General features: G+C 71.7%; 24 protein-coding genes and 2 pseudogenes. 14 read left to right on the plus strand and 12 right to left on the minus strand.

Annotated elements, in window-relative coordinates; translation table 11 throughout:
- Positions 1-364: 364 nt before the first annotated feature.
- Positions 365-1,300 carry a DUF3027 domain-containing protein gene (locus ACGFU7_RS06280; protein WP_393692791.1) on the minus strand — a complete coding sequence of 312 codons (936 nt, stop codon included), beginning with the start codon at positions 1,298-1,300 and terminating at the stop codon, positions 365-367.
- A 433-nt stretch (positions 1,301-1,733) separates the two neighbouring features.
- On the opposite strand from ACGFU7_RS06280, the gene ACGFU7_RS06285 reads away from it, so the two are divergent.
- Genes ACGFU7_RS06285 through ACGFU7_RS06300 form a run of 4 tightly spaced genes read left to right on the plus strand, consistent with a single transcriptional unit; the run spans position 1,734 to position 5,289 of the window.
- The gene (locus ACGFU7_RS06285) at positions 1,734-3,146 is read left to right on the plus strand and encodes an MFS transporter (RefSeq protein ID WP_393692793.1); all 1,413 of its coding nucleotides are present in this window, start codon (positions 1,734-1,736) and stop codon (positions 3,144-3,146) included.
- Between the two features lie 27 nt (positions 3,147-3,173).
- On the plus strand, positions 3,174-3,653 hold the full coding sequence (locus ACGFU7_RS06290) for a DUF2771 domain-containing protein (protein WP_393692795.1): 480 nt from the start codon (positions 3,174-3,176) through the stop codon (positions 3,651-3,653).
- 48 nt (positions 3,654-3,701) lie between these two features.
- Positions 3,702-4,433: a futalosine hydrolase gene (locus ACGFU7_RS06295; protein WP_393692797.1), complete on the plus strand. Its 732-nt coding sequence runs from the start codon at positions 3,702-3,704 to the stop codon at positions 4,431-4,433.
- Positions 4,414-5,289, plus strand: a complete 876-nt coding sequence (locus ACGFU7_RS06300) for a 1,4-dihydroxy-6-naphthoate synthase (protein ID WP_393692799.1) — start codon at positions 4,414-4,416, stop codon at positions 5,287-5,289. Before ACGFU7_RS06295 ends, ACGFU7_RS06300 begins: the two co-directional genes overlap by 20 nt.
- A 49-nt stretch (positions 5,290-5,338) precedes the next feature.
- Here the strand turns inward: ACGFU7_RS06300 and ACGFU7_RS06305 are convergent, their stop codons facing one another.
- Positions 5,339-5,722: a cold-shock protein gene (locus ACGFU7_RS06305; RefSeq protein ID WP_393692801.1), complete on the minus strand. Its 384-nt coding sequence runs from the start codon at positions 5,720-5,722 to the stop codon at positions 5,339-5,341.
- Between the two features lie 208 nt (positions 5,723-5,930).
- On the opposite strand from ACGFU7_RS06305, the gene ACGFU7_RS06310 reads away from it, so the two are divergent.
- Positions 5,931-6,155 carry a hypothetical protein gene (locus ACGFU7_RS06310; protein WP_393692803.1) on the plus strand — a complete coding sequence of 75 codons (225 nt, stop codon included), beginning with the start codon at positions 5,931-5,933 and terminating at the stop codon, positions 6,153-6,155.
- Between the two features lie 345 nt (positions 6,156-6,500).
- The gene (locus tag ACGFU7_RS06315; protein ID WP_393692805.1) at positions 6,501-6,785 is read left to right on the plus strand and encodes a DUF6177 family protein; all 285 of its coding nucleotides are present in this window, start codon (positions 6,501-6,503) and stop codon (positions 6,783-6,785) included.
- Here the strand turns inward: ACGFU7_RS06315 and ACGFU7_RS06320 are convergent.
- From ACGFU7_RS06320 to ACGFU7_RS06330, 3 genes and pseudogenes are all read right to left on the minus strand, one after another.
- The gene (locus ACGFU7_RS06320; protein WP_393692807.1) at positions 6,767-8,731 is read right to left on the minus strand and encodes a transglycosylase domain-containing protein; all 1,965 of its coding nucleotides are present in this window, start codon (positions 8,729-8,731) and stop codon (positions 6,767-6,769) included. The genes ACGFU7_RS06315 and ACGFU7_RS06320 overlap by 19 nt on opposite strands.
- Before the next feature lie 262 nt (positions 8,732-8,993).
- Positions 8,994-9,164: pseudogene (locus tag ACGFU7_RS06325) on the minus strand (IS5/IS1182 family transposase); the annotation flags it as partial.
- Between the two features lie 45 nt (positions 9,165-9,209).
- Positions 9,210-9,833: an HAD family hydrolase gene (locus ACGFU7_RS06330; protein WP_393692809.1), complete on the minus strand. Its 624-nt coding sequence runs from the start codon at positions 9,831-9,833 to the stop codon at positions 9,210-9,212.
- A gap of 109 nt (positions 9,834-9,942) precedes the next feature.
- Between ACGFU7_RS06330 and ACGFU7_RS06335 the strand changes: the two genes are divergently transcribed.
- From ACGFU7_RS06335 to ACGFU7_RS06350, 4 genes and pseudogenes are all read left to right on the plus strand, one after another.
- Positions 9,943-10,953, plus strand: a complete 1,011-nt coding sequence (locus ACGFU7_RS06335; protein ID WP_393692811.1) for a FecCD family ABC transporter permease — start codon at positions 9,943-9,945, stop codon at positions 10,951-10,953.
- Positions 10,950-12,029: a FecCD family ABC transporter permease gene (locus ACGFU7_RS06340; RefSeq protein ID WP_393692813.1), complete on the plus strand. Its 1,080-nt coding sequence runs from the start codon at positions 10,950-10,952 to the stop codon at positions 12,027-12,029. Before ACGFU7_RS06335 ends, ACGFU7_RS06340 begins: the two co-directional genes overlap by 4 nt.
- Positions 12,026-12,898: an ABC transporter ATP-binding protein gene (locus ACGFU7_RS06345; protein WP_393692815.1), complete on the plus strand. Its 873-nt coding sequence runs from the start codon at positions 12,026-12,028 to the stop codon at positions 12,896-12,898. Before ACGFU7_RS06340 ends, ACGFU7_RS06345 begins: the two co-directional genes overlap by 4 nt.
- 66 nt (positions 12,899-12,964) lie before the next feature.
- Positions 12,965-13,105, plus strand: a pseudogene (locus ACGFU7_RS06350) (iron-siderophore ABC transporter substrate-binding protein); the annotation flags it as partial.
- A 69-nt stretch (positions 13,106-13,174) separates the two neighbouring features.
- Here ACGFU7_RS06350 and ACGFU7_RS06355 read toward each other — a convergent pair.
- The 3 genes from ACGFU7_RS06355 to ACGFU7_RS06365 form a co-directional block, all read right to left on the minus strand.
- Positions 13,175-13,588 (minus strand): DNA-binding protein, encoded by a 414-nt coding sequence (locus ACGFU7_RS06355; protein ID WP_393692817.1) that lies wholly within the window; start codon positions 13,586-13,588, stop codon positions 13,175-13,177.
- The gene (locus ACGFU7_RS06360) at positions 13,570-13,851 is read right to left on the minus strand and encodes a hypothetical protein (RefSeq protein WP_393692819.1); all 282 of its coding nucleotides are present in this window, start codon (positions 13,849-13,851) and stop codon (positions 13,570-13,572) included. The genes ACGFU7_RS06355 and ACGFU7_RS06360 overlap by 19 nt, the downstream gene beginning before the upstream one ends.
- A gap of 90 nt (positions 13,852-13,941) precedes the next feature.
- Positions 13,942-15,021 carry a hypothetical protein gene (locus ACGFU7_RS06365; RefSeq protein WP_393692821.1) on the minus strand — a complete coding sequence of 360 codons (1,080 nt, stop codon included), beginning with the start codon at positions 15,019-15,021 and terminating at the stop codon, positions 13,942-13,944.
- Positions 15,022-15,096: 75 nt separating this feature from the next.
- Here ACGFU7_RS06365 and ACGFU7_RS06370 point away from each other — a divergent pair, with 75 nt between their 5' ends.
- Entirely contained in the window at positions 15,097-17,556 is a 2,460-nt protein-coding gene (locus tag ACGFU7_RS06370) for a helicase-associated domain-containing protein (protein WP_393692823.1), read from the plus strand.
- Between the two features lie 144 nt (positions 17,557-17,700).
- Positions 17,701-19,344, plus strand: coding sequence for a DNA repair helicase XPB (locus ACGFU7_RS06375; RefSeq protein WP_393692825.1), 1,644 nt, complete (start codon positions 17,701-17,703; stop codon positions 19,342-19,344).
- A 40-nt stretch (positions 19,345-19,384) separates the two neighbouring features.
- Here ACGFU7_RS06375 and ACGFU7_RS06380 read toward each other — a convergent pair whose 3' ends face one another.
- From ACGFU7_RS06380 to ACGFU7_RS06390, 3 genes are all read right to left on the minus strand, one after another.
- Positions 19,385-19,531, minus strand: a complete 147-nt coding sequence (locus ACGFU7_RS06380; RefSeq protein ID WP_393692827.1) for a hypothetical protein — start codon at positions 19,529-19,531, stop codon at positions 19,385-19,387.
- 51 nt (positions 19,532-19,582) lie between these two features.
- Positions 19,583-19,957 (minus strand): hypothetical protein, encoded by a 375-nt coding sequence (locus tag ACGFU7_RS06385; protein WP_393692829.1) that lies wholly within the window; start codon positions 19,955-19,957, stop codon positions 19,583-19,585.
- A 72-nt stretch (positions 19,958-20,029) separates the two neighbouring features.
- Complete coding sequence (locus ACGFU7_RS06390) at positions 20,030-20,233, minus strand: hypothetical protein (protein WP_393692831.1); 204 nt, start codon at positions 20,231-20,233, stop codon at positions 20,030-20,032.
- A 361-nt stretch (positions 20,234-20,594) separates the two neighbouring features.
- Here ACGFU7_RS06390 and ACGFU7_RS06395 point away from each other — a divergent pair, with 361 nt between their 5' ends.
- Entirely contained in the window at positions 20,595-22,667 is a 2,073-nt protein-coding gene (locus tag ACGFU7_RS06395) for a HelD family protein (protein WP_393692833.1), read from the plus strand.
- A gap of 187 nt (positions 22,668-22,854) precedes the next feature.
- Here ACGFU7_RS06395 and ACGFU7_RS06400 read toward each other — a convergent pair whose 3' ends face one another.
- The gene (locus tag ACGFU7_RS06400; protein ID WP_393692834.1) at positions 22,855-23,544 is read right to left on the minus strand and encodes a copper homeostasis protein CutC; all 690 of its coding nucleotides are present in this window, start codon (positions 23,542-23,544) and stop codon (positions 22,855-22,857) included.
- Between the two features lie 254 nt (positions 23,545-23,798).
- Here ACGFU7_RS06400 and ACGFU7_RS06405 point away from each other — a divergent pair, with 254 nt between their 5' ends.
- Entirely contained in the window at positions 23,799-26,081 is a 2,283-nt protein-coding gene (locus tag ACGFU7_RS06405) for a heavy metal translocating P-type ATPase (RefSeq protein ID WP_393692836.1), read from the plus strand.
- The last annotated feature ends 194 nt before the right edge of the window (positions 26,082-26,275 follow it).

The raw sequence follows: 26,275 nt of genomic DNA on the forward strand, positions 1-26,275 counted from the left end.
CGTTGCCCGTGCCGCCAGTGTGCGCCTGAAGGTACCGGGTCCTCGCACCGGACGGGGTGCCGTGTCTGCGGGGTTGCCCACGGCAAGGCCGGATTCTGCCGCACCGCGCACCACCGCCCGGGTGCCGTCCTCGAACGCCGGACGGGCTGGGATTACCCGGGCGAACCGGGCTTGCCCAGGCGGCAAGATCAAGCCGGTCCGGCGGTTCAAGCCGGTCCGGCGATTGAGGACAAAGCGGGTCGCCGGGCGAGCCCGCAGGCTCACTCAAGCCCGTCCGGCGTTCGAGGACGGAACCGTCGCGCGTTCTCGCCGGAAAGCCGCGGTCATCGGCGCGCCCGGAAAAGCCCGGGAACCCCGCGCCCCGTCAGGAGTGACCGAGGTCCTCCGTCGGGGCGTCCGGTTCCGCCGGCACCGAGCCGGAATCCCGGGCCGGCCGCAACGGATACTCGTCCACCTGCATGGTGTCCAACGCATGCGGCGCCGGCTTGGGCGTCTTCGGCATCACCGCCGCCTCCGAATGCCCACCGCACCCGTACGACAGCGACACCACATGCCCGTCCGCCGGACCGAACTCGTTCGCGCACACCCCGAACGCCTGCTTCAGCGATCCCGCCAACGGCACCAGGAACGCGCAGGTGACACACGATGCCGGAGCCGCCTGAGCCATCGGCGTCTTCGCGCCGAACGCCTCGTCCCACCGGTCGGCCGTCGTATGCAGCCCGTACCGCGACAGCACCCGCGCCCGCCGCATACCGAGCTCCTCCGCGATCGCCGCGATCGAGCCCCGGCTCGTCGTCGCGGGGCGCGTCGTCAGCTCCGCGTCCTCCGCGTCGACGAGGTCGGCCATCTCCTGCGACACCTCGGAGACCGCGGAGTTCAGCGGCGGCTCGTCCTCGCCGGTGTAGCCGGGCTCCAGGCGGATGTCGTCCGCCTCGGTGGGCAGCAGATCGCCGGGCCCCATGTCCCCGGGGCGCAGCCGCTCGCTCCACGGCACCCACTCCGGGGCGAGGAGCGCGTCGCTGCCCGGCAGCAGAACCGTCTCGTCGAGGGTGACGTTCTTCGCCCGGGACGCCCGGGCGACGGTCACCGCCCAGCGCCAGCCCCGGTAGCCCGGCTCCTTGCACTCAAAGAAGTGCGTGACGACCCGGTCCCCCTCGGAGACCACGGCCACATGCTCACCCACGACCCCCGGCGCGGCTGCTTCCTCGGCCGCCGCGCGTGCGAGGTCTACCGCCTCGGCGCACAGACGGTCGGGAACGGGGGTACGGGCCGTACGGCTTCGCGTCGTCGCAGCACTCACAGGTCTCGCTTCTCTCCTACGCCAGTCTCACGAGCGCGCCAGCACATCCATCGATTTCGGCCATGACGGCTGCGGGCGGAGCGGACCTGGGGGCCGCGTCGACGTCCACACCCGTTGTGCCTGCCTCGGGCGCACCTTCTGCTATCCATTCTGCGGGATCGCCGATAGGCGCGCGGCCGAGAACAACCGCCGGTGGCGCGCTACGCACGCTACCCTCTCCGCCGCCCCCCGCCCACCTGCCCGTCCCAAACAAGGCCGTATCCGGCGCCGTGTCCCGTGCAAAGACGGCCTCGGAGCCGTCACAATTGTCGGCCGGATCCGTCCGGGCCGGCCGTGCCCGGGCCCGGCGGAGCACTGACCCGACAGGGCGGAGTGCACCGCGCCCCGCGCCGATCCCGGTTCGCCGGCGCCGTGACTGGGGCACTATGACGAAGTGACTTCCGCCAGGTCGCACAAGGATTCCGGCCCGCTCCGCAGGACGGGCCGGACGATCGGTCATGCCCTCCACACCCCGTTCACCGGTACCGCGAGAGGAATCCGGAAGGCGACGCACGCCCACGGCGCCGGGGAGTCCGGGCTCGGCAAGCTGATCGAACTGCATGCCGTGAACGGCGCGGGCGATGTGATGATCACGATCGCGCTCGCCTCGACGGTGTTCTTCTCCGTACCGACGGACGAGGCCCGCGGCCGCGTCGCCCTCTACCTCGCCGTCACCATGGCGCCCTTCACCCTTCTCGCGCCCGTGATCGGCCCGCTCCTGGACCATCTTCCGCACGGCCGTCGCGCCGCGATGGCCGGTGCGATGCTGGCCCGTGCGGTGCTCGCGCTCACCATGTCGGGCGCGGTCGCCACCGGCGGCCTTGAGCTGTATCCGGCCGCGCTGGGCGTCCTGGTCTGCTCGAAGGCGTACGGAGTCGTACGCAGCGCTGTCGTGCCGCGTCTGCTGCCGCCCCGCTTCTCGCTGGTGAAGGCGAATTCCCGGGTCACCCTGGCCGGGCTCCTGGCGACCGGGGTCGCCGCCCCGATCGGGGCGGGGCTGCACACCATCGGGTCCGCCTGGCCGCTGTACGGCGCGTGCGTGATCTTCATCGGGGGGACCGTCCTCGCCTTCACACTGCCGCACAAGGTCGACTCCGCGAAGGGCGAGCGGAAAGCCCAGCTGGTGCCGCCGCACGGCGTGACGTCCCCCCGGCCCGGGGCACATCAGAACGGGAGGACGAAAGGGCGGGAGAAGAGGGGCGAGAAGCGGCCCGGGCTGCGGTCCGTGGGGCCGTCCGTGCTGAACGGACTCCAGGCCAACACCGCGCACCGCGCACTCTCCGGCTTCCTGATCTTCTTCCTGGCGTTCCTGCTGCGCGAGCAGCCGCTCGCCGGGCAGAGCGCCGCCGTCTCGCTCGGCATCGTCGGCGTGGCGGCCGGTGTCGGCAACGCGCTCGGTACGGCGGTCGGCTCCTGGCTCCGGTCCCGCGGCCCCGAGGTGATCGCCGCCGCGGTGCTGGCCCTGGCCCTGGGCGTCGCCGTGCTCGCCGCGCTCTTCTTCAGCACCGTCATGGTCGCCGCGCTCAGCGCGACGGCGGGCTTCACCCAGGCCCTGTCGAAACTCTCGCTGGACGCGATGATCCAGCGCGACGTGCCCGAAGAGGTACGGACATCCGCGTTCGCCCGGTCCGAGACCGTGCTCCAGATGGCGTGGGTGGTCGGTGGCGGTATCGGTATCGCCCTCCCCCTCAACGGCGTACTGGGCATGTCGGTCGCCGCCGGCATCCTCGCCCTGGGTGCCGCCACGTCCGTACGGGGGCTGCTGAGCGCCGCGCGGCGCGGCTCGCCGCACCCCCGCGTGGCGTGAGCCGGAGCGACCGATAGCCTTCGGCCCATGACCGTTGCGTTCTTCTCCGGTAAGGGCCGTCGAATCGGCGTCGCTCTTGGTGCCGTGTCCGCGGGACTCCTTGTCCTCTCCGCCTGCGACAAGCCGACGCCGCTCGCGACCGTAACGGTCGGCGGCAACGTGGTGAGCACCGAGGCGTCCTGCTACAACGGCGGCGACCCCCTCAAGGCGTCCGACATCCAGGGCTGCCTGAACAAGAAGGCGGAGAAGTCCGTCAAGGTCGCGATGGACGACAAGGTCCGCTTCGGCGTCGACCCGGAGATCGCGGACAACGGCTGGACGCTGTTCATCAACGGCCAGCAGGCCGAGCAGGAGCCGTACAAGAAGACCTACCGGTCCATCCCGGGCAGCGCCTTCTTCTCCAGCCAGACCGGCGAGACCACGAGCAAGACGCAGATCAGCATCGTGGAGACCAAGGGCAAGAAGCTCACGGGCATCTGGCACTTCGAGCTGAAGAAGACCTCCTGACCCCGTTCCGCCCCTCCTGAACCCTCCTGACCTCGGAGGATTTCCCCCGTGCATGTGCTCGTCGTGACCGCTGTCCCAGCAGAACGGGACGCGGTCACGCGTGCGTTCGGGGACGTGTCGGAGGTGGCCGTGCGCGAGGTGCCCGGCGCGCAGGTCCACCGCGTGGGCGGCACCGGCGGCCCAGGCGGCTCCGGCGTCGTCGATGTCCTCGCGGGCGGCGTCGGACCGGCCGCCGCAGCCGCCGCGACGGCTTTCGGCCTTGCCTCCGCGCCGTACGACCTCGTCGTCTCGGCCGGGATCGGCGGCGGGTTCGCACCCGTCGCCCCGGTCGGCTCGCTCGTCGTCGCGAGCGGCATCGTCGGCGCCGATCTGGGCGCCGAGACCCCCGAGGGCTTCGTGCCCGTCACCGGTCTGGGCTTCGGCCGCGACCGGTTCACGCCAGCGCCCGCACAGGTACGGGACGTGGCCGCCGCCACCGGCGCGCTGACCGGCGAGATCCTCACCGTCTCCACCGTGACCGGCAGCGCCGAGCGCGTCGCCGCCCTGCTCGCCGCGCACCCGCAGGCTGCCGCCGAGGCCATGGAGGGCTTCGGTGTCGCCGAGGCCGCCGAGCGGACGGGCGTACCGGTGCTGGAACTGCGGGCGGTCTCGAACGCCGTCGGCCCGCGCGACCGGAACGCCTGGCGCATCGGCGAGGCGCTGGCCGCACTCACCGGGGCATTCGGGAAGATCGTCCCCGTACTGGAAGGTTGGACCCACCATGACCGACACGACTCGTAACCCGTCGAACCCGTCGAACCCGTTGAACATCGCTTTCTCGCCGTGCCCGAACGACACCTTCGTCTTCGATGCCTGGGCGCACGGAAGGGTCCCCGGCGCGCCCGCCCTCGATGTCACCTTCGCCGACATCGACATCACCAACGGAATGGCCGAGCGCGGCGAACTCGACGTACTCAAGGTCTCGTACGCGGTGCTGCCCTGGGTGCTCGACGAGTACGCGCTGCTGCCGTGCGGCGGGGCGCTGGGGCGGGGCTGCGGACCGCTCGTCCTCACGAAGGAGGCGGGCACGGACCTGACGGGAAAGACCGTCGCCGTGCCCAGTGAGCGCTCCACGGCGTATCTGCTGTTCCGGCTGTGGGCCGCGGAAGTGGTGCCGGGCGGTGTCGGCGAGATCGTCGTCATGCCGTTCGACGAGATCATGCCCGCCGTGCGCGACGGGAAGGTGGACGCCGGTCTCGTCATCCACGAGGCCCGTTTCACGTACCAGAACTACGGGCTGCACAACCTCGCCGACATGGGCCGGCACTGGGAGGAGACGACCGGGCTGCCGATCCCGCTCGGCGCGATCATCGCCAAGCGGTCGCTGGGCGCGGACACGTTGAAGCTGCTCGCCGAGTCTGTGCGCACCTCGGTACGGATGGCCTGGGACGACCCGGAGGCTTCACGGCCCTACGTGCTGGAGCACGCGCAGGAGATGGACCCGGCCGTGGCCGACCAGCACATCGGGCTGTACGTCAACGAGTTCACCGCCGACCTCGGCGAGGACGGCTACGCGGCGATCCGCGGGCTGCTGACCCGTGCGGCGGCCGAGGGGCTGGTACCGCCCCTCGGCCCGGATGCGCTGTCGTTCGTCTGAGATCCGCCGGTGGGCCGGAAGTCGGCCACCGGAAGCCGGAGACCGGGCCTCAGACGTCGAGCTGGTCGGCGACCGCGCGCAGCAGGCCGCCGATCTGCTTGCCGGCCGCCTTGTCGGGGTAGCGGCCGCGCTCCAGCATCGGCGTGATGTTCTCCAGCAGGGTGGTCAGGTCCTGCACGATGGACGCGAGCTCGTCCGGCTTGCGGCGCTGTGCGGCCGCGACGGACGGCGTCGGGTCCAGGATCGCCACCGAGAGCGCCTGGTCTCCGCGCTGACCTGCGACGACGCCGAATTCGACGCGCTGGCCGGGCTTGAGGACGTCGACGCCGTCGGGAAGCACCGAGGAGTGCACGAAGACGTCGCCGCCGTCATCGCGGGAGAGAAAGCCGAAGCCCTTCTCGCTGTTGAACCATTTGACCTTGCCAGTCGGCAAAGCACGCACCCCATCTCAACCCGTATGCCGGAACAAGCCTCAGCAGGTCAGGCTATCCAGTGGTGGTGCTCCCCTGCTGGCAGAAGCCTCCCCAGGTGAAGTACCCCTCGTCAAGCCTGGTCATCCGGACTCTGTCCAGAAACGGTGCTCGCTTTGTGCGTTGCCTGCCGCGGGGTGGGTCGTCGGCGTCGGGAACTACCCTGACGGGGTGAGTACTACACCTTCTGGCGCAGGTGACCGGCTGGTCCGGATCGGCGCGATCGTCTTCTTCATCGGCGCACTGTCCACACTTGTCACGGTGGCACCGCTCTTCCTCGGAACCCATCCGCTTCCGTCCATCGCGTGGTCGCTGTGCATGCTGATGGGGGTGGGGTTCCTGATCGCCGCCGCGGGCGTGGTGCGGTCGGCGCGGGCGGGGTCGCCGAAGCGGTAGCGCCGGGGTCGTCCGGCGGGCCGCTTCGTCCTCGATCGCCGGACGGGCTTGATCTTGCTGCGGGACGGGGTGCTTCTGAGCCCGCCCGGCGGTCGAGGACGGAGCCCGGCGCACTCGGGGCCGAGGAAGAGTCCCCGATCCGCTGGACTCCGCCGTCCGGACACCCACAGACCTCTTCCCTACCGCAAACACCGCGGGACGTCCCGCTCAGCCGTCCGATCACCGTCCCACGAGACAGCAGCAGGGAACGGAAAGGGCGGCGCAAGCTGCCCATCTGGCGAGGGTTCTCGGTCGCCATGACATCCCGGCGAGAACGCTGCGTGCTCAATGCAACACGCGTTTGGCTTGAAGTGCGTTGCCAATGCTACGAGCTTCACCCTCGGCCCCGGCGCCGTCGCCGACCTCGGCCTCGACCACGCCCGCAAAGCTCTCGCCGACGCCGCGCCCACCCAACTCGGCCCGGCCGCCCGGCCCGCCCTGCACTACACACTCGGCGACGGAACCGATCCCGCCGCCCGGGAGCGCCTCCAGCAGGTCAACGACCACATCACCGGCATCTCATTGGTCACACCACGCGATCAACCGACTGCAGGTCGCGTACGGGGGTGGGCCTACCTCCCCGTGACGTAAGTGCTCCAGATCCGGAGCGGGAAGACATTGCCGCGCCCCGAATCGGGTCCGCCCACGCCCTGCATTCCCAGCAGTTGAGGGGTGCCCGGCTTGCTGCGGAACATCGTGACGGCCGTGGTCAGCCCCTTGGTGTGGCCGATGAACCAGGCCGACTTCATCCGGTCGTCCTTGCCGGTCGCGCCCGCCGAGAGGTCGTCGTCGGCAGCCATGGACTTGACGAACGCGGCGAACTTCCCGTCCTGCGCCAGCCTCGTCCAGGCCACCGCCCCCAGGGTGTTGTTCACATCGTTCGCCACCGAGGCGTCCATCACGCGCCGCGGCTCGGGCTTCCCGAAGCCCTCGACCGCCTCGCCGTCCCGGATCACCTTGGTCACCGAGTAGGGATCGGCCCTCATGCCGTCGTTGCTGAAGGCGGTGTACGCGTCCGCCATCCTGACCGCGCTCGGTGTGGACGTGCCGAGGGGGAAGGACTTGTCCAGGCGGGCCAGGCTCTCCTCGCGCAGCCCGGCCGCGACCGCCAGCTCCTTCACCTTCTCCAGCCCGATGCGCTTGCCGAGCTGCACGAAGGTGGCGTTGGCCGACTCGACCAGCGCCTCGCGCAGGGTCGTCGGCACCGCAACGCTCACCTGGCCGGGACCGACACCCGGCGGAGCGGCGGGCACCGCGCGCGTGCCGCCCATGAGCAGACGCCCCTCATCGTCGTAGCCACTGTCCAAGGTGATCCCGCCGCCGTGCTGAAGGGCCGCGGCCAGCACGAAGGGCTTGAAGGCCGAGCCGACGGGGACGCCCGCGGTGTCGGCGTTGTTGGCGAAGTGGGTGATCGCGTCGGCTCCGCCGTACACCGCGACCACGGCCCCGTCGTCGGGCCGCACGGATGCGGCGCCGACCTCGACGTATCTGTCCTCGGGGCGCTTCTTGGGGTCGAGGTCGCGCCCCCGCACGCTCCGCACGGCCCGCTCCAGCTGCTGCACCTTGGCCTTGTCGAAGGTGGTGTGCACCCGGTAGCCGCCCCGGGCGAGGTCCTTGTCGGTGAGGCCCGAGCGCCTCTTGATGTACTTGTTGGCGATGTCGACGAGATAGCCGGTCTGGCCGCCGAGGCTGCTCTGCTTGGCGGCCTTCCGCGGCTCGGGGAACTTCTGGAACGTGGCCCGCTCCGCCTTCGTCATCGCGCCGGTCTCCACCTGCCGGTCGAGGATCCATTTCCAGCGGTCGACGGCGCGTTCGTGGTTGCCCTTTCCGCCCGCGGGGTCGTACTGCTCCGCCCCCTTGAGCATGGCCGCGAGCAGCGCCGCCTGGCTGGGGTCGAGGTCCTTCGCGGGGATTCCGTAGTACGCGTGCGCCGCTGCCTGGATGCCGTAGGCGCCACGGCCGAACCAGCTGGTGTTCAGATATCCCTGGAGGATCTCCTGCTTGCTCTGCTGGTTGCTCAGCTTCAGCGAGATGAAGAACTCCTTGAACTTCCGGGTGGCCGACTGCTCCTGGCTGAGATAGGTGTTCTTCACGTACTGCTGGGTGATGGTGGAGCCACCCTGGGTCTCACCGCCTTCAACCATGCTGACGGCCGCGCGGGCAATCCCCTTCGCCGATACCCCCGAGTCGGAGTAGAAGGTCTCGTTCTCGGCGGCGATGACCGCGTGCTCCATCGAATCGGGTATGTCGGCGAGCGTGACGTTCTGCCGATTGACCGCGCCCACGCTCACCATCTGGCTGCCGTCCGCCCAGTAGTAGACGGTGCCCTGCCTGCGCGCCTCGTCGTTCTCGACCGGAATGTCGACGGACGCGTACACCACGGCGAACAGCCCGGCCAGCGCACCGAATCCGAGCAGGATCCCGCTCAGCACCTGCCGCCACGAAGGGACCCAGCGGCGCCAGTTGCTTCTCCCCCGGCGGGGGTAGTCGACACGGAGCCCGCGAAGGCGGATCGGGCGGATGGGGCGTCGGGCCATGCTCCGGCTCCTCGTTCACCGTCCCGCACCGGTGTGGTGCGGGCTTGTGAGAGGAGATGTTCCGGATCGCGATCAGGTTGTCTCGGAGCCCCGTCCGACACGGGTGGCGAACTCGCACCGAACGACCTTTCCGGGGGAACGGTCCGCGACACCCCATTTGTCGGCCGGCGCGGCGACCTGGCGCAGGCCCGCGTACCGTGCCGGCATGACCAGCGATGAGCCGACCACCATCGAGCGCGCCCTCGTGCGCGGAGCGTGGTAACCGAGGACCCGGTCTGCCGACGGGCCGTGGCACCCGGACAGCGGCCATAACCTGTCCGAAGGCCGGTACGTCCCCGGCCTGCCCGGCCGTGAGGACGAAGCACAGCGGACGGCAGCGGCCGTCGGCAGCCAGGTGGATTTGGGTCGTCGGCCCGCCGCGGGAGCGTCCGAGGGCATGGTCGCCCGGCGCTCAGTGAATCCGACCCCGCCGAAGGCCCTACGCCGTGTACTCCTCCAGCCAGGACGGGAAGTCGATCAGCGTCGACAGGACGACATCCGCTCCCGCCGCCCGGAGCTCCTCCGCATCGCACGGGCCCGTGGTGACCGCCACCGACAGCGCCCCGGCCGTGCGGGCACCCCGTACGTCACCGGTGTGGTCGCCCACGTACACACCCGCCCCGTGCTCCCGCAGCGCCTCCCCCTTCGCCTCCGCCCACAGGCCGCCGATGACCGCATCGGGCTCGATCCCGAGGTGCGCCAGGTGGAGCTCGGCGCTCGGCCGGTGCTTGGCGGTGACGACTATCGCCCGGCCGCCCCGCTCACGGATCGCCGCGACCGACTCCCTGGCACCCGGCAGCGCGAGGCTCGGGACGATGGCGTGTGTGGGATAGATCTCCCGGTAGCGGTCGGCGGTCGCGGCCACCACATCGGCCGGAAACCAGTTCCGCAGCTCGTCGTCGACCGGCGGCCCGAGCCTGCTCACCACCAGATCCGCGTCGATCGGCGTCCCCGTCTCGGCGGAAAGCGCCAGGTAGGCAGCCTTGATACCGGGCCGGGTGTCGATGAGCGTCATATCGAGGTCGAAGCCGACCGTCAGCGGATGCGAAGGCATGGGATCCATTGTCGCGGGGCCGGGCACGAGCGCCGGCCCCGGTACGGCCCTCGGGCCCCGGAACGGCGGTGCTTAGACTTAGCCAAGCCTAACTTTGCTTCGCTTTCGATTGGGTCCGATGTCAGCCGCCGCACCACGCCGCTCCAGACGCGCACTCGCGACGGCGGCGGCCGTCGCGGCGCTGCTGGTGGCGGTACTTCTCAGCCTCGCCGTGGGGGCCCGCTCCATACCCCCGTCCGAGGTGATCGACGCCCTGCTGCACGGCGGGCACTCCGACGCCGCCGAAGTCATCCGGAACATGCGGGTGCCGCGCACCCTGATCGGGCTGATGGTCGGCGCGGCACTGGCCCTCGCGGGCACGGTGCTCCAGGGCATCACCCGTAACCCCATCGCCGACCCCGGCATCCTCGGCATCAGCCAGGGCGCCTCGGTGGGCGTGGTGCTGGCCATCGCGTACGCCGGGATCCACACCCTGACCGGGTACGTGTGGTTCGCCTTCGCGGGGGCGGCGATCGCCTCCGTCGCCGTGTACGCCATCGCCTCCAGCGGACGCGGGGGCGCCACCCCCGTGAAACTCGCCCTCGGCGGCGCCGCGATCAACGCACTGCTGGTGTCGGTGACGATGGCGGTGCTGACGACCAAGGCGTCCGCGCTGGACGAGTTCCGCTTCTGGCAGGTCGGCTCCATCGCCGGGCGCGAGGCCGATGTGGCCCAGCAGATCTGGCCGTTCATGCTGGCCGGAACCCTGCTCGTGCTGTCCGTCGCCCGCGGGCTCGATGCGCTGGCGCTCGGCGAGGACGTGGCGAAGGGGCTCGGGCAGAAGGTCGCGACGGTACGGATCGTCGGCGGCATCGGAGCCACCGTGCTGACCGGTGTCGGCGTCGCCGCGGCCGGCCCGATCGCGTTCATCGGACTCGCCGTCCCGCACATCGCCCGCGCGATCGTCGGCAGCGACCACCGCTGGGTGCTGCCGATGGCCGCGCTGATCGGGCCCGTGATGCTGCTCGTCTCCGATGTCATCGGCCGCATCGTCTTCCCGCCGAGCGAGGTCCCGGCGGGCGTGATGACGGCGCTGATCGGCGTTCCGTTCCTGGTCACGCTGGTACGCCGGAAGGCGGTGCCCGCATGAGCGACACCACTGTCCGGGTGCGGCCCGCCGGGTACCACGTCGTACGGATCGGGGCGCGGGGCCGGTTCCTGCTGCACCGGCGGGCGGCCCTCGTCGCCGCCGTCCTCGTCGTCCTGCTGGCCGCCGTCTGTGTCGCGTACCTCTGCGTCGGCGAGAGCTTCGTCGCGCCCGGCGAGGTCGTGAAGGTGATCCTGGGTCAGCCGTCCCCGGACGAGCTGGTCGTCGGCACGCTGCGGCTGCCGCGCATGGTCGTGGGGCTGCTGGTCGGCGCGGCGTTCGGGATCGCCGGTGCGCTGATCCAGACCGTCGCCCGCAATCCGCTGGCCAGCCCCGACATCATCAGCATCAGCCAGGGGGCGAGCGCGCTCACGGTCGGCGCGATGACCTTCGGCGTCACCTCGTACACCGTGCTGCCGTATCTGTCCGTCATCGGCGGGGTGGCCGCGGCGGCGCTCGTGTACGTCTTCGCCTGGCGCGGCGGGCTGCACGCCACCCGCTTCGTCCTCATCGGCATCGGCTTCGCCATCGCGCTGCGGTCGGTCACCACGCTGTTCCTGACGAAGGGCGACTATCTGGTCGCCCAGCAGGCGCAGATCTGGATGACCGGCTCGCTCAACGGCCGCGGCTGGTCCGAGGCCGCGCCGATCGGCTGGACGCTGCTGATCCTGCTGCCGGCCGTTCTGTGGGCCGCCCGGGCCCAGCGCACCGTCTCGATGGACGACGACACCGCGACGGCCCTCGGGGTGCGTCTGGGACGGGTACGGCTGGGGCTCGTCGCACTCGGTGTGATCCTGGCGTCCGTGGCGACCGGGACGGCCGGTCCGGTCGACTTCGTGGCGCTGCTCGCCCCGCAGATCGCCCGCCGGATGACCCGTACCGCGCAGATCCCGCTGCTGTGCTCGGCACTGCTCGGTGCGGTGATCGTCGTCTTCGCGGATCTGCTGGCGCGCAAGCTCTTCTCGCCCACCGAGCTGCCGGTGGGCGTTCTGACGGCGGCGGTCGGCGCCCCGTATCTGATCTGGCTGATCATCCGCGGTCACGGCGGCGGTCACGGCCGTAGTGGAGGCACTGCATGAGCTCGACCCCTACGTCCGACGCCACGGCGACCGCGACTGCGGCCGCGACTGCGACCAGCCGGCTCACGGTGCGGGAGCTGACTCTCGCGTACGAGGACCGCACCGTCGTCCACGAGCTGGACCTCGCCGTTCCCGACGGCCGGGTCACCGTCATCGTCGGCCCGAACGCCTGCGGCAAGTCGACCACCCTGCGCGCGCTCGGCCGGCTCCTCAAGCCGCGCGGCGGGGCCGTACTCCTCGACGGCACCGAGCTGTCGAAGATCCCCACCCGGAAGATCGCCCAGTCGATCGGGCTGCTGCCGCAGACCCCGGTGGCCCCCGAGGCGATCACCGTCTCCGACCTCGTCGCCCGTGGCCGGCAGCCGCATCAGCACTGGTGGCAGCAGTGGTCGGAGGAGGACGAGCGGGCAGTGACGGACGCGATGGAGCGTACGGACATCACCGCCCTCGGCGACCGGTCGGTGGACGAACTGTCCGGCGGGCAGCGCCAGCGTGTCTGGATCGCGATGGCGCTCGCCCAGGAGACCGATCTGCTGCTGCTCGACGAGCCGACCACGTACCTCGACATCGCGCACCAGGTGGAGGTCCTGGACCTGGTGCGCCGGCTCACCGCCCCGGCGGCCGACGGCACCCGCGGCCGGACCGTCGTCACCGTGCTCCACGACCTCAACCAGGCCGCCCGGTACGCGGACCACCTGGTCGCCATGAAGGCGGGCCGGATCGTGGCCGAGGGCCACCCGAAGGACATCGTCACCGCCGGTCTCGTACGCGAGGTCTTCGGCCTGGACGCGGTGATCGTCCCGGACCCGGTGACGGGTTCGCCGCTCGTGGTGCCGGGGGCCCCTTGGCAGGCCACGCCGGCGTCGTGAACCTGCGCCTCGGTTTCCGGCCCGGGTGTGCGCCCGCCAGGACGGTTGCCCGGCGCTGCGGGCCACATCCGCATCTACGGCAGGCAGAACTACATCGGCTCGATCCTCGCCGACCTCGGCATGGGCCGCCCCGCGATCACCGACAAGGCCAAGGACGGCTTCTCGTACGACGTCTCCCCCGAGAAGATCGACCTCGCGGACGCGGATGCCACCGCCGAGGGAAGTGGAGCGAAAGGATCCGTCTGACGAACTGGAACGTGACGGGTCGAGGGCCGCTCACACCACGACGAGGCGCACCCGATCGCCGCACAGTTTGTTCATGTCCTCAACGTCGGACGTCAGCATGACGACGGGGCGTTGCTGCCGCAGAGCCGCCTCGGCCACGGCGGCGTCGATGGCGTACTTATGGCCGTGCAGTCCAGCCGCCATCAATAGCGTCGAGGCCGCCTTCGCCTCTTCGTCGCCCACCGGGACGGTGCGCAGACCGGACAGCACCCAGGCCAGCCGGGCCTTGTCGGTGCGGGCGTGCACGGCTTCGATGATGGTGAGCGCAGAGATGACCACCTCCATCCCCCTGGACCGCGCCTCCGCGACCAGGGCCACCACCGCCTCGTCATCACTCAGCAGCTTGGAGAGCCCCTCGCTGTCGAGGACGAGTGTCCCTTCGTGGATCAGCTTGCGGCGGGCCACTGGCCCTCGTCGAAAACCTCGTCGAAGACCTGCCGTGCCCGCTGCCGTGCCTGCTCGGAGACCGGGCCCTTACGACTCTCGTAGTCCGCCAGGTACTCGTCCAGTACCTGCCCCCGGAGCTCCCGCTCGACGGCCGCGGCGATGAACGCGGAGAACTCCCGCTTGCCGGCCCGGGCACGAATCGCTTCGGCGGTCCCTTCGGGCAGAGAGAGACTGACCCGCGTGGCCGGCCCCTCACCGATGCTGTACGTCGTCTCGGACATGAGCCCATCGTATCAAACAAGTAGGAAACGAAGGGTTTTATGCGTGGCGCCCCCTGTGAGAGCCGATCTCCACGCCCCGCGCACCCCCGCCTACCCCACCCGCTTCCGCGCCCGCCACACCAGGAACACCGCCGACGCCACCGCGGCCGTGCGTACCACCACCGGCCACACCCCGCTCAGCGCCTCCCCCATCCCGTCCTGCGGGATCGGCTCGCCCCAGCGGCCCTCCGTCCGGCCCCACAGCCAGACGAGTGCGCCCGCCACGACCACGCCCGGCAGTCCCATCGCGGCCCACTTCGCCTCCGCGCGGGACAGCTTGCGTGAGCTGTACGCCAGCAGCCAGCCGCCCGCCAGGGCCAGCCAGGAGCCCATCACCGCGCCCACGACCAGCAGCGCGGCGGCGAGCAGCAAAAAGGGGTGGGAGAAGCCCCTGGCCGTCGACTCGCGCGCGGCGCGGCGGCCCAGTCGCGGGAGCCACCGGCGTCGCGGGACCTCGTCGGTGCCGCCGTCCTCGGGGATGTCGTCGTCCTCGTCCAGCGAGCCGCCCGCGCGCGGACGCGGAACGGCGTCCCGGGCCTGCGGCGGCGGCCTCATCATGTCCGGGACCTCGACGCCGCCGACGAACCCCGGCACATCGACCCCGTCACCGAACGGCCCCGGCTCGATCCGCCACCAGTCGGGCTCGCTCCCGGACGGCCCCAGCTCGTCCGTACCGGCCATGTGCGGCGGCGAAGGCACCCGCCCGGCCGCCGCTTCCGGCGCCGCGGAGTCCGCGGCGTACTCCGATTTCCCGTCCGACGCCTGTGCCCGCACCTGCGACGCGCCCTTGCCGGAACTGTCTTTCCGGAGCATCCCCTTGCGCGAATTACGCGGACGGGGGATGCCGCGCTCCTCCCCAGCGGCCGGTTCCGGCTGCTGCGGCAGCTCCACCGTCCCGTCCGCCGACGCGGCCGCGGCGGCTACCAGTTCGTCCGGTGCGCCGAGCCTCCCGATGATGCGGCGGACCGCCGCCGGGGTGTCCCCGGACTGCGTTCCGCGCTGCCGGTCGATCTCGCCCCGGAGGGTCGAAACGAGCCTCATCCGGGTGCCCGAGGACAGCTGTTGCTGCTGCGCCAGGTCCCCGACCCGGCTCAGATAGTCGTAGACGAGCTGGTCGCTCTCGATCCCCACGCGATGGTTCCCCTCTACCGCCCTGCACCGACGGTAGCGCCCTCGGGCCTGTCCGGAGCGACTACCGTGGGACGGATGGGGATGACCACACCACCGCGGACGCTCGCCGAAGCTCTCCGCGCCCGGGACGACGAGTCGTTGGCGAGGCTGCTGCGCGCCCGCCCCGATCTCCTCACCCCCGTACCCAACGACATCACTCAGCTCGCGACGAGAGCCGGCACGCGTGCCTCCGTCGTACGCGCGCTGGAACACCTCGACCGGTTCGCCCTGCAGACCGCCGAGGCGCTCGCAGTCGCCCCCGACCCCGCCCCGTACGAGACGCTGCTCGGTCTCCTCACCGGCGACGGCCGGGACGACGGCGAGCACCGCGACGAGGCGGACGCGGCGATCGGGAACGCGCTGCCCGCCGCCCTGACCACCCTGCGCGAACAGGCCCTCGTCTGGGGCGAGGACGACCGGCTGCGGCTGGTGCGCACCGCGCGCGAACTCCTCGCGCCGTCCCCGCAGCACCCCTCCCCCACCGGTCTGGGCCCGACCGTCGCAGAGGCGACCGCCGGTATGTCGCCGGGCCGCCTCCAGGACATCCTGGCCTCCGCCGGACTGCCCGCCACCCATGACCCGGTCTCCGCCGTGACGTCCCTGTCCGCGCTCTTCACCGACCGCGCCAGGATGGGCGAGCTGCTGGACACCGCCCCCGCCGAGGCCCTGTCCGTACTGGACCGACTCGTGTGGGGGCCGCCGTACGGGGAAGTGACCCCGAACCCCACCCCGCCCGTGAAATGGCTGCGCGACCGCGGGCTGCTGCTGCCCGTGTCGACCCGCACCGTGGTGCTGCCCCGCGAGGCCGCCCTGCATCTGCGGGCCGGGCGCGCCCACCGCGTACCGGAGCCTCGGCCGCCCGCCGTGGAGGCGGTCGCGGACCGTGATCCCCAGGCTGTGGACAGCGCCGCGGCCGGCCAGGCGTTCCTGGCGGTGTCCACCGTCGAGGAGCTGCTGAAGAACTGGAACGGCGGCGGCCCCGCGATACTGCGCTCCGGCGGGCTCAGTGTCCGCGAGCTGAAGAAGACCGCCACCGCCCTCGACGTCTCCGAGCCCATCGCCGCGTTCTGGGTCGAACTGGCCTACGCGGCCGGGCTGCTGGCCTCCGACGGAGAGGCCGACGAACGGTACGCGCCGACGCCCTCGTACGACGACTGGGCCGAACTCCCCGCCCAGGACCGCTGGGTGCACCTCGCCACCGCCTGGCTCGCCGCCACCCGAACCCCCGGCCTGGTCGGCGGCCAGGACGCCAAGGGCCGGGCCCTGTCCGCCCTCGGACCCGACCTCGACCGCTCCGCCGCCCCCGAGGTACGCCACCGGACCCTCGCCCTCCTCGCCGCCCTGGAACCGGGCACCGCCCCCGACCCGGAGACCGTGCTCGCCCGGCTCCGCTGGGAACGCCCCCTGCGCGGCGCCTCCGCCTCCGCCGGGGACACCACCGACCTGCGGTCCCGGATCGCCCTGTGGACGCTCAACGAGTCCGAGCTCCTCGGCATCACCGGCCGCGGCGCGCTCGCCGCGCACACCCGCGCCCTGCTCCGCTCCGGGCCCGCCGAGGCCGCCGCGCTGCTCGCGCCCCTCATCCCGGAGCCGCTGGACCACGTCCTGCTCCAGGCCGACCTGACGGCCGTCGCCCCCGGCCCGCTGGAGCGCCCCCTGGCGGAGATGCTCTCCGCCCTCGCGGACATCGAGTCGAAGGGCGGTGCGACGGTCTACCGGTTCACCCCCGGGTCCGTACGCCGTGCCCTGGACGCCGGACAGTCCGCGGCCGATCTGCACGCGTTCCTCGCCACCCACAGCCGTACGCCGGTGCCGCAGCCGCTCAGCTACCTCATCGACGACGTCGCCCGCCGCCACGGCCATCTGCGGATCGGCGCCGCCTCCTCGTACGTACGCTGCGACGACGATGCCGTGCTGAACGAGATCCTCGCCGACAAGCGCTCGGCCACCCTGCGCCTGCGCCGCCTCGCACCGACGGCCCTGGCCGCCCAGATCGACCCGGCGTCCCTGCTCGAAGGGCTGCGCGAGATGGGGTACGCGCCGGCCGCCGAGTCCGCCGAGGGCGACGTCCTGATCACCCGCGCGGGCGCCCGCCGCACCTCGCCCCGCACGGCCCCCGTCCCCGTGCCCGAGGGCCCTCCGGTCCCGGATGCCACCCTGCTCGGCGCGGCGGTACGGGCGATCCGCGCCGGGGACACGGCCGCCACGGTGATCCGCAAGGACCCGGCCGACGCGCCCGCCGCCTCGTCCGGCTCGCTGCCCCGTACGACCTCCGCCGAGACCCTCGCCACCGTCCAGGCCGCCGCGATGACCGGCTCGGCGCTCTGGATCGGCTACGTCAACGCGGACGGAGCGGCCAGCCAGCGCGTCATCGCCCCGGTCCGGGTCGAGGGCGGGTTCGTCACGGCGTACGACCACACGGCGGACGAGGTCCGCACGTACCCGCTGCACCGGATCACCGGCGTCGCGGAACTGGCCGACGACGCCACGTCCTGAAGCCGGAGGCCCGAAACCCGGAGCATCCCCCGTACGTCCCTGTGCCCCTGTGTGGAGCAGCACACCACCCCATGGCCGCCGTATGCGGCACACTGGACGTTTGGCCGTTCCCGGCCGTCCCCGCAGCAGAAAGGGCCGACGCGCGTGACCGGACCCCTCATCGTCCAGAGCGACAAGACACTGCTCCTGGAAGTCGACCACGATCAGGCCGACGCCTGCCGTCGTGCGATCGCGCCCTTCGCCGAGCTGGAGCGCGCCCCCGAGCACATCCACACCTACCGGCTGACCCCGCTCGGGCTGTGGAACGCGCGCGCAGCCGGGCACGACGCCGAGCAGGTCGTCGACGCGCTCGTGCAGTACTCGCGCTATCCCGTTCCGCATGCGCTGCTCGTCGACATCGCCGAGACGATGGCCAGGTACGGCCGCCTCACGCTCTCCAAGGACCCGGTGCACGGTCTGGTGCTGACCTCCACCGACCGGCCCGTGCTGGAGGAGATCCTCCGGTCGAAGAAGGTCCAGCCGCTGGTCGGGGTGCGGATCGACCCGGACACCGTGGCCGTGCATCCCTCGGAGCGCGGGCAGATCAAGCAGACGCTGCTGAAGCTGGGCTGGCCGGCGGAGGACCTCGCCGGTTACGTCGACGGCGAGGCGCACCCCATCGAGCTGGCCGAGGACGGCTGGGCGCTGCGGCCGTACCAGAAGCAGGCCGTCGAGGGCTTCTGGCACGGCGGCTCGGGTGTCGTCGTGCTGCCCTGTGGTGCGGGGAAGACGCTGGTCGGGGCCGGTGCGATGGCCGAGGCCAAGGCGACCACGCTGATCCTGGTGACGAACACCGTCTCGGCCCGGCAGTGGAAGCACGAGCTGGTGAAGCGGACCTCGCTGACCGAGGACGAGATCGGCGAGTACAGCGGTACGCGCAAGGAGATCCGGCCTGTCACCATCGCCACGTACCAGGTGCTGACGACCCGCCGCAAGGGCATCTACCCGCACCTGGAGCTGTTCGACTCCCGCGACTGGGGTCTGGTGATCTACGACGAGGTGCATCTGCTGCCCGCGCCCGTGTTCAAGTTCACCGCCGATCTGCAGGCCCGCCGGCGCCTCGGCCTCACCGCGACGCTGGTGCGTGAGGACGGCCGCGAGTCGGACGTCTTCTCGCTGATCGGGCCCAAGCGGTTCGACGCCCCCTGGAAGGAGATCGAGGCGCAGGGCTACATCGCGCCCGCCGACTGTGTCGAGGTCCGGGTCAATCTGACGGACTCGGAGCGGCTGGCCTACGCGACCGCCGAGGCCGAGGAGAAGTACCGGTTCTGTGCGACGACCGCGACGAAGCGGAAGGTGACGGAGGCGCTGGTACGCAAGCACCGGGGCGAGCAGACCCTTGTCATCGGGCAGTACATCGACCAGCTCGACGAGCTGGGTGAGCATCTGAACGCCCCGGTGATCAAGGGCGAGACGAGCAACGCGCAGCGCGAGAAGCTCTTCGAGGCGTTCCGGCAGGGCGAGCTCAACGTCCTCGTCGTGTCGAAGGTCGCGAACTTCTCCATCGACCTGCCGGAGGCGACCGTCGCCATTCAGGTGTCGGGGACGTTCGGCTCGCGGCAGGAGGAGGCGCAGCGGCTCGGCCGGGTGCTGCGGCCGAAGGCCGACGGGCACGAGGCGCGGTTCTACTCGGTGGTCGCCCGCGACACGATCGACCAGGACTTCGCGGCGCACCGCCAGCGGTTCCTGGCCGAGCAGGGGTACGCGTACCGGATCGTGGACGCGGACGAGCTGCTGACCGACAACTGAGGCCGGCGGCTGAAGGCGGCAGCTGACCCGCGTACGCCGGTCAGCTGCCGAACATCAGCAGCGGCAGCAGGTCCGCCGCGATCACCGCGTGCGGCAGCAGCGCGAAGGCCGCGGCCCGTCGGCGGGCCGCGGTCCAGCGCGAGCGCCATGGCAGAACCCACGTGACGATCAGGCCCAGAGGGGGCACGTAGAAAATCGCGATGTGGGTTCGGACGGCACAGACTGCGTCATGACAGGGTCAGCCGCCGAGCGTCAGGAGCAGGGTCAGACCGCCCACCGCCGTCAGACCGGGCAGCACCGCGACGGCCGCTGCCCATCGGCGGGCGACGGCCCAGCGGGGCCGCCACGGCAGCACCCAGGCGGTGATCAGGGCGAGGGGCGTGATGAAGAGCGTCGCGAACAGTCCGTAGACCATGAGGTTCAGCGGGACCGTGATGTCCGGCGAGCAGCTGTCGCCGCAGCCGTCCGTGGCCATCACCGCGAAGCCGAGGGCGAACATGCCGATGCAGGTCAGAAAGCCGGAAAGAGCCGTGGCAACGGTAGGGGCGACCCAGGCGTTCGGGCTGTGCGCGGCGGGGGCGGGACGCATCACGTGGACGTGGCTGTTCTCCATGCCGCTATCCGATCGCGGGGCAGGGCCGGGCCACCTCGGGTCAGATACTCATACCGGAGAGGTTCTGCGTACTCAGTGCTCGCGGCGGTGGACGCCTTGGTGGATGCCCGCCTCTTCCGCGTACTCGCCGAGGACGACCACGCCGAACGCGGCGCGGGCGTAGACCTTGACGGCACGCAGGGCGTCGCCGACGCGGTGGGTGTACGGGTGACCGGTGGCCGCGGTCGCGCCGTGCGCGGGGCCGGTCCTGCGGGGGTTCAGAGTGACGGTGCTCATGTATCCATGGTCCTGCGCCCGGCCCGTGGAGGCATCGACCCGCGGACGGAACCCGGGAGCGGTGCGCGTAGGTCTCCGGTCGCATGCCGTCCCCTACGGGATGGACCCGGTCTTTAATCCGTTCGACCCCGGCGAACGCGGTCGATACAATCGCCGGTCTGCCCGCCTCCCGCACCGTGGTACCGGCCGTCGCCGGCAGCCGGGGGAGCGCCGCCGACCGGACGGAAACCGGCCGACAGCTGTACGTACACCTGCGTACGTACCCCGTGATCGATCCCCGAGCGGACCGCATCGCCCCCGAGCCGTAACCGGGGACGAGGTGCGGTCCGCCGTCCTGCGTTGAAAAGCCGGAGGCAACACCGTGCCCGCGCACGAACACGAAAGCGACACCACCACCGATCCCCTGGCTCGTGAACGCGCCCATCTCGCCGCGTCCCGCTCCGCGTTGCGCGCCATGCGCGAGGACGCCCAGGCCCTCGACATCCGCGATGTCACCGCGAACTGGGTCAACGCCGCCGTCCTGCAGGCCCAGATCGACGAGCGCATCAAGTCGCTCGCCGATCTCTCCCACACCCCGCTCTTCTTCGGGCGCCTGGACTATCTGCACCGGGTCGGTGCCGAGCAGGCCGAGGGCGCCGAGGGAGAGCAGTTCTACATCGGGCGCCGCCACGTCCATGACGCCGACGGCGACCCGATGGTCATCGACTGGCGTGCGCCCGTCTCGCAGCCGTTCTACCGGGCCTCGAAGAAGGACCCCCAGGACGTCGGCCAGCGCCGCCGCTTCGGCTACACCGGCGGTGAACTGACCGCGTACGAGGACGAGCACCTCAGCGACCCCACCGAGGCCGCGCAGACCAGCAAGCTCCTCCAGGCGGAGATCGAGCGGCCGCGCGTCGGTCCGATGCGTGACATCGTCGCGACGATCCAGCCCGAGCAGGACGAGATCGTCCGTAGCGGTCTCGGCGGGACGGTCTGCGTACAGGGAGGGCCCGGCACCGGTAAGACGGCCGTCGGCCTGCACCGTGTCGCGTATCTGCTGTACGCGCACCGCGAGCGGCTCGCCCGTACCGGCACGCTGGTCATCGGACCGAACCGGTCCTTCCTGCACTACATCGAGCAGGTGCTCCCGGCCCTCGGTGAGCTGGAGGTGAAGCAGGCGACCGTCGACGATCTGGTGACGGCGAACATCGAGGTGCACGGCACGGACACGTCGGCCGCCGCCGTCGTCAAGGGCGACGCCAGGATGGCGCAGGTGCTGCGACGGGCGATCCGTTCGCATGTGACGCTGCCGACGGAGCCGGTGATGGTGGTGCGCGGTTCGCGCCGCTGGCGGGTGCCCGCGTACGAACTGGAGGAAATGGTCACCGAGTTGCTGGCCCGCGACATGCGGTACGGCGCGGCGCACGAGGCGCTTCCGCAGCGCATCGCGCACGCCGTCCTGGTCCGGATGGAGGAGGCCGGTGAGGCCCCCGACGACCGGGTGCAGAACGCGGTGGCCCGCACTCCGGCGGTCAAGGCGGCCGTCAAGGCGATCTGGCCCGCCGTCGACCCGGCGAAGCTGGTGCTGCGGCTGCTCTCCGACCCGGAGTTCCTGGCCGCGCACGCGGACGGGCTGCTCACCGGGGACGAGCAGAAGACGATCCTGTGGACGAAGCCGGCCCGGAGCGTGAAGTCCGCGAAGTGGTCGGCGGCGGACGCGGTGCTGATCGACGAGGCGAACGACCTGGTGGCGCGTACGCACTCGCTCGGCCATGTCGTGCTCGACGAGGCGCAGGACCTGTCCCCCATGCAGTACCGGGCGGTGGGCCGCCGCTGCACGACGGGTTCCGCGACGGTCCTCGGCGACCTCGCGCAGGGCACGACGCCGTGGTCGACGGAGAGCTGGGCGCAGGCGCTGCACCACCTCGGCAAGTCGGACGCGGTGGTGGAGGAGCTGACGGCGGGCTTCCGTGTGCCGCGCGAGGTGATCGCGTACGCGTCACGGCTGCTGCCGGTGATCTCGCCCGGCCTTGCGGCGGTGGAGTCGGTGCGTGAGTCGCCGGGTTCGCTGGAGGTACGGGAGGTGGGCGATCCGGCGGAGCTGGACGCGGCGGTGCTGGCGGCGTGCGAGGAGTCGCTGACGCAGGAGGGGTCGATCGGGCTGATCGCGGCCGATGCGCGGATTCCGGCGCTGGCGGAGGCGCTGGCCGCGGCGGGCCACGCGTATCTGTCTCCCGGTGAGGAGACGACCGCCGAGTCCCGGCTGACCCTGGTCCCGGCGTCGCTGGCGAAGGGCCTGGAGTACGACTACGTGGTACTGGACGAGCCGGCCGCGGTGGTGGACGGCGAGCCGGACGAGCGCACGGGGCTGCGCCGCTTGTACGTGGCGCTGACGCGTGCGGTGTCGGGGCTGACGGTGGTGCATGCGGCGGGGGTGCCGGGCGAGCTGTTGTAGTTGGCGGGGGCGGGTAGGTGGGGGCGGGGGTTGGGGGCGCCTGCGGCGGGCCCGTTCCCCTGCCCTCCCCTTCCCGGCAGCATCGATATGCGGCTCCGCCGCAGGGGGCTCCGCCCCGAACCCCGCGCCTCAAACGCCGGCGAGGCTGGATTTTCGCCCCGCCCGGGACCACCTCAAGCCCACCCCGCTACGCGTCAAGCACCGCCCGCCACTCCCGTACCGCCGCCGCGTCCACCGGACCCGTCCAGCCGGCCGGGCGCGCGGCGCCGCCGATGTGTACGGCGTCGATGCCCGCGGACAGCAGCTCCGGCAGGTGGTCCAGGCGGAGCCCGCCGCCCACGAGAATCTGCGGCTCGTACCCGGGCTCGCCCTTGCGCGCCGCCTCGACGAGCAGCGTCGGGATGCCGTCGTCGACGCCCTTCGGCGAACCCGCCGTGAGGTACGTGTCCAGGCCCGGCATGTCCGCCAGCTGCTTGCGCAGGGCGTCCCGGTCGGCGGCCCGGTCGATCGCGCGGTGGAAGGTCCAGCGGCAGCCGTTCAGCTCGGCGACGAGGCGTTCGACGGCGACCAGGTCCGCGTGGCCCTCGGCGTCGAGGAAGCCCAGGACGAATTCCTCGGCGCCCTCCGCCCGCAGCTCGCGCGCCCTGGCCACGAGCACATCGATGTCGCCGGCCGCGAAGCCGTCCGCCAGCCTGAGCATCACCCGCAGCGGAATGTCCACCGCCGCCCTGATCTCCGCGAAGGTCGCACAGGACGGGGTCAGGCCGTCCGCCGCCATGTCGGTGACCAGCTCAAGCCGGTCTGCACCACCCGCCTGGGCAGCGACCGCGTCCTCCGCGTCGAGAGCGATCACCTCCAGGACTGCACGGTTGCTCATGGGATCCCAATCCTCCAGGAAGCAGCAATAGGTCAACAGGTCTAGTCCAATGCCAGACTACGGGGCGGTCGACCGCGGGCGCAGCCTCAATGTGACGTGAAGATACGTGAGGTCAGACGCATATCCGGCGATCGGACGCGCACACTCCGGAGTCCGCGGTGGATCACCCTTGCGTTTTATAGGGGTGGGGGGTATACCTGAAGCAACAATGCATACCCCCTAGGGGTATAAACGTCTCCGCCAGGGAGGACATCGTGTCCGCGCACACCGCCACAACCGGCACCGGCACAGCCGCCGGCACCGCCGCAGAGGTCGAGCTCGCGATCGGCGGCATGACCTGCGCCTCCTGCGCGGCCCGTATCGAGAAGAAGCTCAACCGGATGGACGGCGTCGAGGCCACCGTCAATTACGCCACCGAGAAGGCCAAGGTCAGCTACCGGGGCGAGGACATCTCCGTACAGGACCTGATCGCCACCGTCGAGAAGACCGGCTACACCGCGCACGAGCCCGCGCCCCCGGCACGTACCGAGGACGGCGCCCCCGAGGACGCGGAGGCCGACGAGCTGCGGCCCCTGCGGCAGCGGCTGCTCACCGCCGTCGTGCTCGCCTTGCCGGTGATCGCCATGTCGATGGTCCCGGCGCTCCAGTTCGACTACTGGCAGTGGCTCTCGCTGACCCTGACGGCCCCCGTCGTCACATACGCCGCCTGGCCCTTCCACCGCGCCGCGTGGACCAACGCCAGGCACGGCGCGGCGACGATGGACACCCTGATCTCGGTCGGCACCTCGGCCGCGTTCCTGTGGTCCGTGTGGGCGCTGTTCTTCGGCACGGCGGGCATGGTCGGCATGACCCACCCGTTCGAGCTGACCATCGGGCGGAGCGACGGCGCGGGGAACATCTATCTGGAGGCCGCCGCCGGAGTCACCGCCTTCATCCTGGCCGGGCGCTACTTCGAGGCCCGCTCCAAGCGGAAGGCGGGCGCGGCCCTCAAGGCGCTCCTGGAGCTCGGGGCCAAGGAGGTGACCGTGCTGCGCGACGGCCATGAGGTGACCGTACCGACCGCCGACCTCCAGGCCGGGGACCGGTTCCTGGTCCGCCCCGGCGAGAAGATCGCCACCGACGGCACCGTCGTGGAAGGCGCATCGGCCGTGGACGCGTCGATGCTCACCGGCGAGTCCGTACCCGTGGAGGTCGGCGTCGGCGACTCTGTCACCGGGGCCACGCTCAACGCCGGCGGCCGGCTCGTCGTCGAGGCCACCCGGATCGGCGCCGACACCCAGCTGGCCCGGATGGCGAAGCTCGTCGAGGACGCCCAGAACGGCAAGGCGGCGGCGCAGCGGCTGGCCGACAGGATCTCCGCGGTGTTCGTGCCCGTGGTCATCGCGCTCGCGCTCGGCACGCTCGGCTTCTGGCTCGGCAACGGCGCGGGCCTGACCGCCGCGTTCACCGCCGCCGTCGCCGTACTGATCATCGCCTGCCCCTGCGCCCTGGGCCTCGCCACTCCGACCGCCCTCATGGTCGGTACGGGGCGCGGCGCCCAGCTCGGCATCCTGATCAAGGGCCCCGAGGTCCTGGAGACCACCCGTCGCGTCGACACGATCGTCCTCGACAAGACCGGCACGGTCACCACCGGCCGGATGACCCTGCTGGACGTGCACACGGCGGACGGTACGGACGAGAGCGATGTACTGCGGCTCGCGGGCGCGCTGGAGCACTCCTCCGAGCACCCCATCGCCCGGGCCGTCGCCGCCGGGGCCACCGAGCGCACCGGCTCCGCCCTGCCCACCCCCGAGGACTTCTCCAACGTCGCGGGCCTCGGTGTCCAGGGCATCGTCGAGGGCCACGCCGTCCTCGTCGGCCGCGAGCAGCTGCTTGCCGAGTGGGAGATCCACCTGCCGGTGGAGCTGGCCCGGCAGAAGGCCGCGGCGGAGGCCGCCGGACGGACGGCCATCGCGGTCGCCTGGGACGGCGAGGCACGGGCCGTCCTCGAAGTCGCCGACGCGGTGAAGGACACCAGCGCGGAGGCCATCGAGCGGCTGCGGGCCCTCGGTCTGACCCCGATCCTGCTCACCGGCGACAACCGGGCGGTGGCCGAGGCGGTCGCGGCCGAGGTCGGGATCGAGAAGGTGTACGCGGAGGTCATGCCGGAGGACAAGGTCGACGTCGTCAAGGGCCTCCAGGCTCAGGGCCGTTCGGTCGCCATGGTCGGTGACGGCGTCAACGACGCGGCCGCCCTCGCCCAGGCCGACCTGGGCCTGGCCATGGGTACGGGCACGGACGCCGCGATCGAGGCCGGTGACCTGACGCTCGTGCGCGGGGACCTGCGGGCCGCGGCGGACGCCATCCGGCTGTCGCGGAAGACCCTCGGAACCATCCGTACGAATCTGTTCTGGGCCTTCGCCTACAACGTGGCCGCCCTGCCGCTCGCCGCGGCCGGACTGCTCAACCCGATGATCGCGGGCGCGGCGATGGCGTTCTCGTCGGTCTTCGTGGTCGGCAACTCGCTGCGGCTGCGGGGGTTCAAGGCGGCGGCGTAGGGCTGCGCACCGGCCCCTCCGGCGATCGAGGAGCGGGGGTGGGGGGGGGGGGGCCCCCCCCCCCCCCCCCCGCGCCCCCCGGCGGGGCGGCCCCCCCCCCCCCCCCCCCCCAACCCCCCCCCCCCCCCCCCCCCCCCCGCCCCCCCCCCCCCCCCCCCCCCCCCCCCCCCCCCCCCCCCCCCCCCCCCCCCCCC

Source organism: Streptomyces sp. NPDC048473, assembly GCF_043200155.1.
Lineage (GTDB): Bacteria > Actinomycetota > Actinomycetes > Streptomycetales > Streptomycetaceae > Streptomyces.

Excerpts from the sequence above, each read along its gene's own strand:
- ACGFU7_RS06385 (WP_393692829.1), bottom strand. The coding sequence starts at position 19,957 with ATGGAGAACAGCCACGTCCACGTGATGCGTCCCGCCCCCGCCGCGCAC.
- ACGFU7_RS06300 (WP_393692799.1), top strand. The coding sequence starts at position 4,414 with ATGACCGACACGACTCGTAACCCGTCGAACCCGTCGAACCCGTTGAAC.
- ACGFU7_RS06290 (WP_393692795.1), top strand. The coding sequence starts at position 3,174 with ATGACCGTTGCGTTCTTCTCCGGTAAGGGCCGTCGAATCGGCGTCGCT.
- ACGFU7_RS06370 (WP_393692823.1), top strand. The coding sequence starts at position 15,097 with ATGGGGATGACCACACCACCGCGGACGCTCGCCGAAGCTCTCCGCGCC.
- ACGFU7_RS06335 (WP_393692811.1), top strand. The coding sequence starts at position 9,943 with ATGTCAGCCGCCGCACCACGCCGCTCCAGACGCGCACTCGCGACGGCG.
- ACGFU7_RS06345 (WP_393692815.1), top strand. The coding sequence starts at position 12,026 with ATGAGCTCGACCCCTACGTCCGACGCCACGGCGACCGCGACTGCGGCC.
- ACGFU7_RS06340 (WP_393692813.1), top strand. The coding sequence starts at position 10,950 with ATGAGCGACACCACTGTCCGGGTGCGGCCCGCCGGGTACCACGTCGTA.
- ACGFU7_RS06390 (WP_393692831.1), bottom strand. The coding sequence starts at position 20,233 with ATGAGCACCGTCACTCTGAACCCCCGCAGGACCGGCCCCGCGCACGGC.
- ACGFU7_RS06360 (WP_393692819.1), bottom strand. The coding sequence starts at position 13,851 with ATGTCCGAGACGACGTACAGCATCGGTGAGGGGCCGGCCACGCGGGTC.
- ACGFU7_RS06320 (WP_393692807.1), bottom strand. The coding sequence starts at position 8,731 with ATGGCCCGACGCCCCATCCGCCCGATCCGCCTTCGCGGGCTCCGTGTC.
- ACGFU7_RS06400 (WP_393692834.1), bottom strand. The coding sequence starts at position 23,544 with ATGAGCAACCGTGCAGTCCTGGAGGTGATCGCTCTCGACGCGGAGGAC.
- ACGFU7_RS06330 (WP_393692809.1), bottom strand. The coding sequence starts at position 9,833 with ATGGATCCCATGCCTTCGCATCCGCTGACGGTCGGCTTCGACCTCGAT.